Below are 12033 nucleotides of genomic sequence, written 5' to 3'. Positions count from 1 at the left end.
CCCTCCAAAGGATTGAAACCCTTGGAGGGTCGAAGACTTACTTCCCAAAATTTCCCGAGTCCACGTCTTTGATAAATTGAATGACCCCTGGAAAAAAGTGCTCCGGATCATCGTATTGGCTCAAATGGCTGCCATTTGGACAAAGCAAAAACCGCCCGTTGGCTACTTCAGTTGACATCCATTCCATATGTTTGGGATCCATCGTGTCATGTATTGCTCCTACGACAAGGGTCGGCACGGTGATATTTTTTAGCTGATCTTTGACATCCCAACCTTTCAAGCTAGCACCTGGAGTAATCCCAAATTCGGAATATCCCTGCATATAAACATATACATTGGGATTGACCTGAGACATCATGCGGTTGATTTCTTCGGGCCATTCATCAGGCGGCATCCGAAGCACATGCTGGGGATAATGATGCTCTCCGAGTAGTTCCATGTAGCGGGGGTTCTCGAAATCCATATTTTTCTCGATTCCCATTAATTCGGCAAATACTTCTGGAGGCATTTGTGGACCGAGTACTTCTTTGGCGTATTTTTCATACTCATCCAAACTAGACATCATATTACAGATAATCAACCCTTTAAGTTTATCTTGATGCTTAAAAGCATATTCCATTCCGAGCATTCCTCCCCATGACTGGCCCAGTAGATAGAAATTATCCTTATTCAATCCCAAGGCCGTACGAACTTGCTCTACTTCATCGACAAATCGATCTATTGTCCAAAGTGTGGAATCCTCAGGTTGATCCGAATGAGCAGATCCCAACTGATCATACCAAATAAATTCAATATCCTCCTGTGGGAAATATTGGTCGAAATTCCCGTATTGCTCATGTGTCATCCCGGGCCCACCATGCAGCAACAAAACTTTTTTAGTCGGGCTATCCCCTACTCGCTTGGTAAAAACCTCAAAATCTCCACTCGGTGTAGAAATTGGAATCATACGAATACCATCATTTTGGATTTCGATGGTTTCTTCAACTTGGCCTTCTTCACCTTGATCTTTGGGTTGACAGGAAAGCAGCAATCCCACTACTCCAAAAAACAAGAAATACAGTTTTTTCATAATCTATGATTGGTTGACTTAGGTGAATTTGGAAAAAGAAAGTGGGAATTCAATGTATTATTTTTACTGATTCTTCTTTACAAAGGATGTCCTATCGCTCAGCGGTAGCTTTACTTTGAAAGACTTCATGGTCCTTATTTCCTCCCGAAATCAAATACGCCATCAAATCTTTCAATTCTTCCTCGTTCAAGCGATTAATCAAGCCTGGAAGCATGATCGAAATATCTGAGTTTTTAGTAAAATCCACAGAGTTTTTGGGAACGGTACGCAAGTCATTCGGAGTAAATGGATTTTGGGACACATAGTAATTTTCCGCATCTTGATCGGTTAATTTTCCGACAATGGAGCCTCCTTCTTTCAGCTCAAAAACCGTCGCATGATATTGATCCGAAATCACCTCACTTGGATTAATGGTCGCTTCCAGAATATCCTTTTTGGTAAATCTTGTTCCCAACTGGGTCAAATCCGGACCGACGATTCCGCCTTCTCCCTGCATGGTGTGGCAAGACTGACATAGCGTGGCCTGATACATGGCTTTCCCGCGAACATAATCTTGATTTTCGAGTGTATCTACCGCAAGCAAGGCTTCATCCACGGTCCAGGTTCTACCAGGCCCCTCGGGCTGGATGCCTACCTGAGCAATATCATTTCCACTGGAAGTCAATAATTTTCCCCCGGAAAGTTCATCGTACTTATCTACTTCAGTCGGATCAACTGAAACCAAAGCCATTTTTCGGGCTCGATCCAAAAACCCAACATAACTCCGGCCTCCTTTGTATTGGGTCAATGCATTTTTGATCCAAGTAAAATATTCTTCCCGCATTTCAGGATTCCATCCTTTATCCGCACCGCCAAGCACCGTGGCGTAGAAGGTCGCCTGAGCCGGAGGGACATTTGCCAGCATATTTGCAATATCCAATCCATATTGGGGATTTCGGAAAACCAGCTCAGAGGAAGAAGTAAAGGTTTTCTGATAATCCTGGTCATCTTTGGCAGTTTTCAACAGCGCCAGTGTTTTTTCTACGGCATCGGGCGCATCCAAATGCGTCAACAGGATTGATAACGAGCGATTGAGCAAATTACCTTCCGCAGGAAAATTCGGAGATAAATAACCAATTAATTCGGATTTTACAGGCTCTGCCGCTTGATCATAGCGATATAAAATCACTTCCATCGTTCGAAGCAAATCCTGCTTTTCTTTTTCTGAAAGTGAGGCATAATCAATTTCCATCAAACTCTGAATCATTGGGATTGCATCTGCCTCTGCTCCATGTCTGGCTAGAGCTAAAATAGCTTGAGTTTTCTTGACCGCACTGGGTTCAGAAAGTGCTTTTTGTTTCCAGGATTCCAAAGGTTGATGTTCGACTGCAATCCGTGCGGCATATTGAACAAATCGGTCCGGATGATCCAGGTTTTCCCAAGCTAGCTGCAGCCCTTCAGCAGCCGGATTTTTACCGTGGTATTCTTCTAATTCTCTCCTCAGGTTTGCTTCTTCAGGAAGTTCTTCCCTCTCTGTAGGCTGATAGCTATCCATCTCCCCTTGATAATACACCCGGTAGAGATCGGATTCCAATCTTCTACCTCCCGTGGCAAAATACATCGCCCCATCTGGACCTATCGTCCCATCAGTCAAGGGAAGCGGTGAACCCGAAATAAATTCTTCTGCAGTCGCCTCATAGCTGGCCCCGTTTGGAGTCAAATGCACTGCATAAATTATCCCAAAACTCCAATCAAACGCAAAGAGCGCTTTTCGATATCGAGACGGGAAATTTGCTTCGGTTCCAAACATGACATTGGTCGGGGAACCTTGGCCGATATTCAAGATTGCAGGTAAATTGTCCGGATAATGGGGTGACCATTTGGCATTTCCGGTGCGCCAGCCAAATTCTGCTCCGCTGGTCACATGATTGATACGGGTAGGCCTGTACCAGGGCATTCCAAAATCCCACTCCATATCCGAATCGTAGGTAAATAAATCTCCTACCTCATTGTAAGCAATATCAAATTCATTACGAAAGCCGGCTGCAATCATTTCCCAATTTGCTCCATCCGGTTCAATTGTTGCGATCCATCCACCCGGAGCCGTTCGATTATTGGCATGACCGCGGGGATCTTTAATTAATGGAAACAAATTATCCTCATCCCAAACCCTTGGAATACGATAGTGATCCATCTCTGGCACATCCACATGATTTCCCGCCGAGAGTACTATTCGCTTTCCGTCGGGAGTTAGTTTCATCGAATGAGGCCCATGCTCTCCCGGTTCCCCGTCAAAAGTTCGAATTTCCTCAACCGTCTCATACTGATCGTCTCCATCTAAATCTTTAATCCGATAAAGCCCTGTACTTTTTTCAAAAGTCTCATTGGAATGGTGATTTACCATGACATAAATGGAATTAAAGGCATAAAGCAAGCCTTGTGCATAGCCCATTCCTACCTGGGGCTCGGCTACATTTCCCACAATCATTTTTTCCACTTGCACACTGTCTCCAGAACCTACCTCCGGAATAGTCAGGCGATATAAAAACCCGTACTGATCAGCAGTAATCATCCGTCCCTTGTCATCAAAAGTCATGGCAACCCACGATCCCTGATCATGTGCCCCAGGACTGTAGATCAGCTCGGCCACAAAACCTGTGGGTAGTTTCAACTTATCTATTTTGGGGTTCCCGGTAAGCTCCCTTCCTCGATTTTGCTCTTGGCAGGAGAAAGTCAAAATCAAAACAGCAGCAAAAAAAGACCCTTTCAGGTATTGAGATAAATTTTCCATAGGTTAGATTAGTCCAATAATTCAATCTGAAATTTAGAAAAACAAAAACAGATAAGTAACCAAATAATCTACCGTTTAAATAAAAAAAGGAAATATATTTCCTTTTTAGAAATGCTTTAGCCCTCAATTTGATCTATTTTCAATTTAAACCGATATTCAACCCACTGCAATCCCGCAACGCTAAACCAGTGCTAGTAGAAAACTTGAAAGAAATTAATTCTCTGCCTATTGCCAGTCAACCCCCCAATAACCCATGAAGACCATATTCCGCTTTCCCCTGATCTTTATACTTATTTTTTCTTGCTATTCCTGCCAAACAGAGGACCGTCCTGTTGTCCAAAACCATGATCGAATTATGCTTATCGGAGGAAATTTAGCTTCCCGAATGATGGAATTTGGTTGGTTTGAAACCGAGATGCACCTCCGCTATCCAGAGCACAATTTATTGATCCGAAATATGGCTGACCCCGGAGATACCCCCGGATTCAGACCTCGATCGGCAACTAATGACCCATGGGCTTTCCCCGGTGCAGAGCAATTTCAGGATGAATTTGCCACTTTTTCTGATTCCCAAGGCTTTTTCGAAAAACCCGATGAGTGGTTAACACGAATGGAAGCGGATTGGGTGATTGGTTTTTTTGGATTTAGTGAATCTTTTCAGGGAATTGAAAAATTACAAACCTTCAAAGAGGAACTCGACGCATGGGTCATTCATTCTAAAGCTCAAAGCTATAATGGCGAATCCCCACCAAAACTAGTGCTCGTATCGCCCATTGCGTTTGAAGATCTCTCTGGCACCAAGGATGTACCCGACGGAAAATCTGAAAATGAAAATTTAAGGCAATATTCTGAAGTTATGCGAGAGGTTGCCCAGAAGCACCAAATTCCCTTTGTGGATGCCTATACTGCCAGCCAAAACTGGTATCGGTTTTCAGAAGAACCCCTGACCATTGATGGGTCTCAACTTACCGAAGAAGGGTATAAATTTTTTGCCGAAACCCTAGCCAATGGGATTTTTGGGAGAACCGGAAGAAAAGCTGAATCACAGATCGATGCTGTTCATCAAGCGGTGATGGAAAAAAACTGGATGTGGCACAATGATTACAAAATTCCAAATGGTGTTCATGTTTTTGGGCGTAGATATGATCCTTTTGGGCCAGACAATTATCCCTTTGAACTCGAAAAAATCCGTCAACTCACCGCAAATCGGGATACGGCGATTTGGAATGCCGCACAGGGAAAAGAATATGATTTGGCCGCAGCGGATTCTAAAACACGATCCTTGCCCGAAGTGGAAACCAATTACAATCCACAGGCAAATGGAAGTTTGGAATACAACTACGGGGAAGAAGCTTTGGAGACGATTCAGGTTCCCGAAGGCTACCAAATTGAGCTTTTTGCCTCAGAGGAAGAGTTTCCAGATTTAGCCAATCCGGTCCAACTTTCCTTTGACAATCGAGGGAGACTTTGGGTGGCTACCATGCCCAGTTACCCGCATTACAAGCCTGGAGACCCCAAACCACAGGACAAACTGATTATTCTCGAGGATACTGATGGAGATGGAAAAGCCGACAAACAAACAGTTTTTGCTGATAATCTGCATCTCCCAGTGGGCTTTGAACTTGCCGCTGAGGGAGTATACGTTTCTCAGCTTCCGAATCTGGTTTTGCTTGAAGATACTGATGGAGATGATCGCGCAGACCAAAAAACAATTTTGTTGTCAGGCTTTGATGATCACGACACCCATCATGCGATATCGGCTTATTCCACAGATGAATCGGGCGCGATCTACATGGCCGAAGGAGTCTTTTTGCATACCAATGTGGAAACGTCCTATGGACCAGTTCGGGCAACAAATGGGGGATTTTATCGCTACGAACCCAAGCGCCATAAACTCGAGCGCGTCAATCAGGTCGCCATTCCAAATCCCTGGGGAATTGCTTTTGATGATTGGGGCCAAAATTTCTACCTCGAAACTTCCGGTCCAAATCTCAATTGGATGCTACCCGGTTCTGTTTTGCCTCGTTACGGTAATTTCAATTTCAAGGGTCCCAATTTGGTAGAGCAAGATCACATGGTTCGTCCCACTTCAGGACTGGAGTTTGTATCCAGCCGACATTTCCCGGATGAAGTTCAGGGCGATGTTCTATTGAATAATACCATTGGCTTTTTGGGGACCAAGCAACACCGAATGATTGAGGATTCAGTAGGATTTAAAACCGAGTGGAGACAGGACTTAATCACCTCATCAGACCGGAATTTCAGGCCAGTGGATCTGGAATTTGCCCCGGACGGTTCGCTTTATATAGTGGACTGGCATAATATCCTGATAGGACACATGCAGCACAATGCCCGAGATCCACTTCGGGACCATGTTCATGGACGCATTTACCGGATAACCTACCCCTCACGACCTTTGGTAGAACCTGCCAAAATCCACGGGGCAAGTATTCCTGAACTATTGGAAAATCTAAAACTTCCTGAATACCGAACTCGCTATCGAACTCGACGGGAACTGCGAGGAAAGGATAGTAAAAAGGTTTATGAAGCCGTCAAAAACTGGCTTACCACTTTGGATCAAAATGACCCTAACTATGATCATCACCGGCTGGAAGCACTTTGGGTGACCTGGGGAATCAATCGAGTCAATCAAGATTTACTTCGAGACCTGCTTCACAGTGGGGATCATCGTGTTCGAGCTGCTGCAGTTCGCGTGCTGCGCTACACCGGTCATCAGGTCGAGGATCAAGCTGATTTGTTGTTGTCTTCCGCTTCGGATCCTCATGGACGTGTGCGTATGGAAGTCATCGCAGCCGCCTCATGGCTACCTCAAGAGGAAGGCGTAAAAATACTCGCAGAGGTAGAAAAACAAGAAAAAGATGCCGTTTGGATTCCTCGTACCTTGGAAACGGCAATCGCACATATCAACGGACTTTCGGTTACAGAGAAAAAAGAAGAAGACATCAAATCAAACTTGACTGGATCGGACCGGGAGCTATTTGTCTTGGGCAAAGAAATTTACGCGCGTGAAGGCTATTGTGCCACTTGTCATCAATTGGACGGGGGAGGATTGACTGCTTCGCAATTTCCTCCCCTTCGAAACACCGAATGGGTAACCGGAAATGAGGAACGATTGATCAAAATCGTCCTCAAAGGTATCATGGGCGAAATGGAAGTGAATGAACGTGTCTATCCCGGACAAGTTCCTATGACCCCTTATGAAGGAATGCTGGACGATACCGAAGTAGCGGCAGTTTTGACTTATGTCCGAAATTCATTTGGAAATCAAGCTTCTCCGATTTCTCCAGATTTGGTAAAAAAAGTCCGAGAAGAGGTCAAAGACAAGGAAGGATTTTGGAATGCAGAGGAATTACTAAAAATACATCCGATGGAGGATTAAGGTAGTGAGTTTTATCCCTTTTCAACGAAAGTTGCTTGGAACAGAGACAAAAACCGAGGGTCCCACAGGTTGAAAAATCGTTGTTTTCCTTAAAGTTTCAGGTGAGAAGAAATTTAGATAGGTAGAATTTATTGTTTATCAATAGTTTTCAATTGTTTTTTGCTGAATATTGAAAAATAAATTTTATACATCTAGGAGTACGCTCAAAGCTCAAGGAAAAGAAAAGTGGGGCAGTCAGCCTTCGCTGATGCTAATCACCGTGGATATCTGGTCCATTTTTATTGGGCTTTGCATTAATGCCGATGTCATGTAGTTTTCCTTTGTTTACAGCCTGTTTAGTCCGGTGGTATCCCAAAATCTTTTTGATGACCTCAACCTTTTAACCTTGCGTGAGCAAAACACCTGGTATTACAGCGGAGTACTTTCCATTGTTCTGTTCATTGCGTACCACAAGGCCTACCTCTTTTACTTGATGATCGGGGTTTTTCTCAAAATCAATCTTGTGCATCTTTGCAGCAGGGAGATGCCCAAACTCCTCTCATAAATAAGCTTTGTTGCCTTTCGAACCGAAGTGACGATTCTTCTTGCCTCGGGTGTATTCAAATGGATGCTGACAAGAGGCTGTGACTTGGATCGAGTACCGCAGAGCGGGGCTTGGTGTTCTTGATAATTTCACAAAAACTGGCTCCATAAGGTCTAAAAAAAAAATCAGAGTACATTTCTCCATATTGTTCAAAGCATTACCTAAAGTGCCATCTCATTTTCGTTTGCAAGTACCGTAAAAAGTGACTTGTCGGTCAGGTAATAGACGATATGCGTTCTATTCTCTTAAACCTTACTTCTCATTCAAATTTTGAACTAGAGGTATTTGAATCAGATTTAGACCCTATTCACTTCCTTATTTATTCTATTCCACATAGTTCAATTACTTCTAGTGTCGGCAAGTTTAAACAAGAATCTACCGATCACATTTGGCGTTCATCTTACAAGACATTCTTAGTTAAACATTTTTGGAAAGAACGTATTTTTTGGTCAGATAGGTATTTCGTTTGCTCTATTGGCGAGGCTTCACCAGAAACTATTGGCCAGTATATCCTCACTCAAGGTTAGTCGCTTACATCCCACAGCCTAAAGATTTGTAGGCTTTACGCGCTATGATATAAAAACTTAAAAAACCAGACGTTAATTGATCACTGGTTAGTAGAAGAATATCCAGCAGACATCTACCTGATTTTTCTTGTGACCGTTGATCCTCTTTATCCTAGCATACTCTCCAATCATTTGGTCAAAATTGGGATTACTTTGGAGGTATTTATTTTTGATCGCCAATTCCAATGCTTCCAACAATTAACATCAAAGAAAAAAATATCGCAAGTAGGCTATGTACTAAAATCGATGAATATGAATTATCAGATTACAGCTTTTTTGAAATGAACAGGTAAAATTTCCTTGATTTAGTTGACATGGCATTGAAAAGGTTAAGACCACATTCCTCCCCATGAAATGGGATACCTTTTCATACTAGGATCCAATCTCCACCACAAATCTCACATACCTTGTCATCGGATGTTCTGCCTGATCCCGTACTTGGGCAATGACATGAAGCTCTCCGGTTCCACTTTCGGGCAATTGAACCATCGCTGAGTTTTGATTGACAGTAATTTTTACATCTTCGGTATAGGTTCCTACTTCCTGATAAACCCAAAATTTAATTTCCAATTCATCTTTATCCGGGTCACTTGCTTCCACTTTGAGGTTGATGCTTTCCCCAGCTTTGACCGTTAACCGCTGAGGACCTATCGCTTTCACTACCGGAGGGTGATTCGCTTCCTCAAGTTCCATCACACACCAATCCGCACGAGCTGCAAAGTCCTGCTGAATCGCCTCCACCCAGCGAATTTGAGGATAGGTAGGATCCAATTCTTGGGTGAATGGATTAAAATCCCGGACATTTTCACCATCTTCCCAGCGATTGGGTCGCTCCTCAGACTGTACCAATCTACCTCCCCAGCCTCCCCATTGAGGATTTTCCAAATTATTCAAACCCACATCTATCAGATGGAAAAAAGCCGGGGAATCACCCTCGGAGATAAAATCATAAATCTCAAAAGTTCCCCATTGAGCATCCGCTAATTGGGTAGGGTCTCCGTGAATATGCTCATCATCCCCTTCCTGCTTTTGCCCATCCCCATAGCTGTAATATTGCTTCAAAAGCGGTCCGTGATTATTGATGATTTCATTTCCCATAAAATCCCCTTCAAAGAGGTATTGCTGAGGCTGAGGAACTGCCTGTTTCCAAGGATAGGCAAAGCACCAAAACTGATTGCTATTGTAATAGATTTTGACATCCGGCCAGTTGGGCTCGATGTAATTCCGATAAGTGGCATCTTGGTCGAGAATGGCGTAAATAATTGCTTTATCAATGACCTTTTGATAAACCTGTTCCCATTGATCTGTGGCTTTATATTCATCCTCGATGGACTTTAAAGCGCGGGCGATCGTGTTGGTGCCTCCCCAAACCTGAAGATAAATCGGCTCCATTTCATCATCCAACAGTTTGGCTTTGATAAAGTCGGATCCCTCGGTATCTTTTTCCATTTCTCCCTCGAAATCAATATTCCCCACTTTGACTACGGATCGAAGTTCGTCCGCGGTGGGAAAACCTTCGGCATGCTGACTTAATTTTGGAAAAACTTCTTCATATGCATCCAAAAGGGGGGACATCCAACCTGTCCCTGGCCATCTGAGTTCAGTTTGCTCACCATACATATTTTTGGTCATGTCCATTTCCGAAGTAAATGGAGTTCCTTTCCCATCTCCTTTGTAGTGCCACATACTACTAGAATAAATCAATCCTTCAATTCTGAACTCATTGGCATAGAGCAACATCCGGATAAATGAATCCACATCATCGATCTCCCCATCGGTAGTGACTATGGTCCGAATTCTTTTGGAGGAGCCAATTTCGTCTGATCGGATTTCTTCCACGGAGGGATGGCAAGAAAAGAAAATAAAAATCAGAATCCAGCCAAAAGCTGGGGATTGGGTGAATACGTTCATGGGGTTTTTTGGACTAGTCTTAAAAATACGGAGAAAAAATGCGAAAAACTTACTTTTTGGCCAAATTGGATCGCCCTGATGAGATCCATTTCTGACCAAAAAAATACGGCTACTCCTTTATAGAAATAGCCGAATTTTCAAACTAACCTATTAACAATTTAGTCGGCAAGCGTAATCGCCCCCTCCATAGCCGAGTGTACGGTACAGTTGTAAGTTGCAATAACCGCAGCAAGTTCGGCAGTTAAGGTAAAACTAATCGAGGAACCATCCACAACAAAGTTCACATTCTCATCCTCTTCAAACGTACCTTCAGTACCATCCTCTGCTAACAAAATATCTCCGTCAGCATTTCTGAAATCAAGCGGATGATTTGCCCCTCCGTTATTCACGAAAGTGTATCGCAAGCCCTCAGTCAATTCGATGCCGGTATTTTCAGCATCAAGCTCCCCTGTAGCTCCATCTCCATCGATTGATTCGATCACATAGGCTGAGGCGCCCACATTTGCCAAAGTAATTCGGGCTGAGGAATCATCATTTGGTGGCAAAAGCACTTGATCGATCGCGTGAATTACCCCATTAGTGGCGTGAATATTCAAAGCTTCCGCAATCAGTCCACTTTCATTAATTTCCAAATCGGCTAGGTTTACGGTCAACTCCTGCCCTTCAAGCAAAGTAGGCAGGCTTGCGCCATCTCTTAAATCTTGAGAAAACGCCCTTGCAGGCACTACATGGTAAAGTAAAACATCCGTTAACGTTTCTATTGGAATTTCCTCGACTCCATTCACTCCCAATGCAGCATACAAGTCCTCAAATGCGGCATCAGTTGGAGCAAATACAGTCAAATCATCCATCATATCTCCACTGACACTGCCCGCTAAATCCGCTCGAAGCAAAGCAGCTACAAGCTGGGTAAATTCAGGCTCGGTAGCTTCCGTAGATTCGATTGCTATCTCAGCAATATTTTGAGTTGGAGGCGTAATCACATAATCCAAAACGTGGATGATGCCATTGTCTGCCATGATATCAGTCTCAATGATCTGGGCATTTCCATTGATCCAAAGATTCCCGTCCGGATCTTCACTTACATAAAAGGGGATATCATTTAGAGGACTTACAGCTCCCGGACTGACTTGATCTGCAGTTACCGAACCGCCAATTACATGGTAAGTCAAAATACTGGCAAGATCAGGATTGGCCAAAAGCTCTTCTGCTGACAAATTATTGGCAGCAAGAAAATCCGTAAACGCTCCATCTGTGGGAGCAAACACAGTAAAGGGTCCAGATTGAGAAAGTGTTTCGGTCAACCCGGCTTCATTTACTGCTGCAGTCAATGTCGTAAAGTCTGGACTATTTGCTGCGATATCCACCACAGTTTCCTGTTCAGGAACCATCGGAGGATCGGTATCGTCTTGGCAAGATGAAAATACCAGTCCCATACCTAATGTGGCAAGCAAAGCTGGTGTTTTCCAAAAAAGAAATGTTGATTTTTTCATGGCTTTGATGTTTAGTAAATAATAGTTTGGATAAAAAGTAAACCACCAGAAAGCACTTTAGTTAAGCGACAACGAAAGATTCTTTAAATTGTACAATGAATTATTAGAAAATTAAGTAATTAAAAATGAATTGATTACCACTCAAAAAGTAAATAAAAAACATAAAATCGAGGTTAAAATTCGACATTTTAGGTAACAACAACTTTCTTGGAGATTTGGGATAAACTTGAAAAAAAATTGC

General features: G+C 43.2%; 6 protein-coding genes and 1 pseudogene. 3 read left to right on the top strand and 4 right to left on the bottom strand.

Annotation, left to right across the window (positions count from 1 at the left end):
- Positions 1-37: 37 nt before the first annotated feature.
- A complete protein-coding gene (locus tag Q0L00_RS03150) occupies positions 38-1069 on the bottom strand; it encodes a proline iminopeptidase-family hydrolase (protein WP_297335410.1) in 1032 nt (343 codons plus the stop codon).
- A gap of 91 nt (positions 1070-1160) precedes the next feature.
- The gene (locus Q0L00_RS03145) at positions 1161-3839 is read right to left on the bottom strand and encodes a c-type cytochrome (protein ID WP_297335409.1); all 2679 of its coding nucleotides are present in this window, start codon (positions 3837-3839) and stop codon (positions 1161-1163) included.
- A 253-nt stretch (positions 3840-4092) separates the two neighbouring features.
- On the opposite strand from Q0L00_RS03145, the gene Q0L00_RS03140 reads away from it, so the two are divergent.
- The 3 genes and pseudogenes from Q0L00_RS03140 to tnpA form a co-directional block, all read left to right on the top strand.
- Positions 4093-7239 (top strand): PVC-type heme-binding CxxCH protein, encoded by a 3147-nt coding sequence (locus Q0L00_RS03140; protein WP_297335408.1) that lies wholly within the window; start codon positions 4093-4095, stop codon positions 7237-7239.
- A gap of 169 nt (positions 7240-7408) precedes the next feature.
- Positions 7409-7552 carry a hypothetical protein gene (locus tag Q0L00_RS03135; RefSeq protein WP_297335407.1) on the top strand — a complete coding sequence of 48 codons (144 nt, stop codon included), beginning with the start codon at positions 7409-7411 and terminating at the stop codon, positions 7550-7552.
- Between the two features lie 488 nt (positions 7553-8040).
- Positions 8041-8349: pseudogene (gene tnpA, locus Q0L00_RS19660) on the top strand (IS200/IS605 family transposase); the annotation flags it as partial.
- Positions 8350-8760: 411 nt separating this feature from the next.
- On the opposite strand, the gene Q0L00_RS03130 reads toward tnpA, so the two are convergent.
- Positions 8761-10299 carry a DUF1593 domain-containing protein gene (locus Q0L00_RS03130; RefSeq protein ID WP_297335406.1) on the bottom strand — a complete coding sequence of 513 codons (1539 nt, stop codon included), beginning with the start codon at positions 10297-10299 and terminating at the stop codon, positions 8761-8763.
- 158 nt (positions 10300-10457) lie between these two features.
- Positions 10458-11792 carry a fasciclin domain-containing protein gene (locus tag Q0L00_RS03125; protein WP_363318498.1) on the bottom strand — a complete coding sequence of 445 codons (1335 nt, stop codon included), beginning with the start codon at positions 11790-11792 and terminating at the stop codon, positions 10458-10460.
- Positions 11793-12033: the final 241 nt, after the last annotated feature.

The organism is Algoriphagus sp. (genome assembly GCF_024305035.1).
Lineage (GTDB): Bacteria > Bacteroidota > Bacteroidia > Cytophagales > Cyclobacteriaceae > Algoriphagus.
Note: the sequence above shows the minus strand (reverse complement) of the source record. Positions and strands in the feature narration are given on the sequence as shown.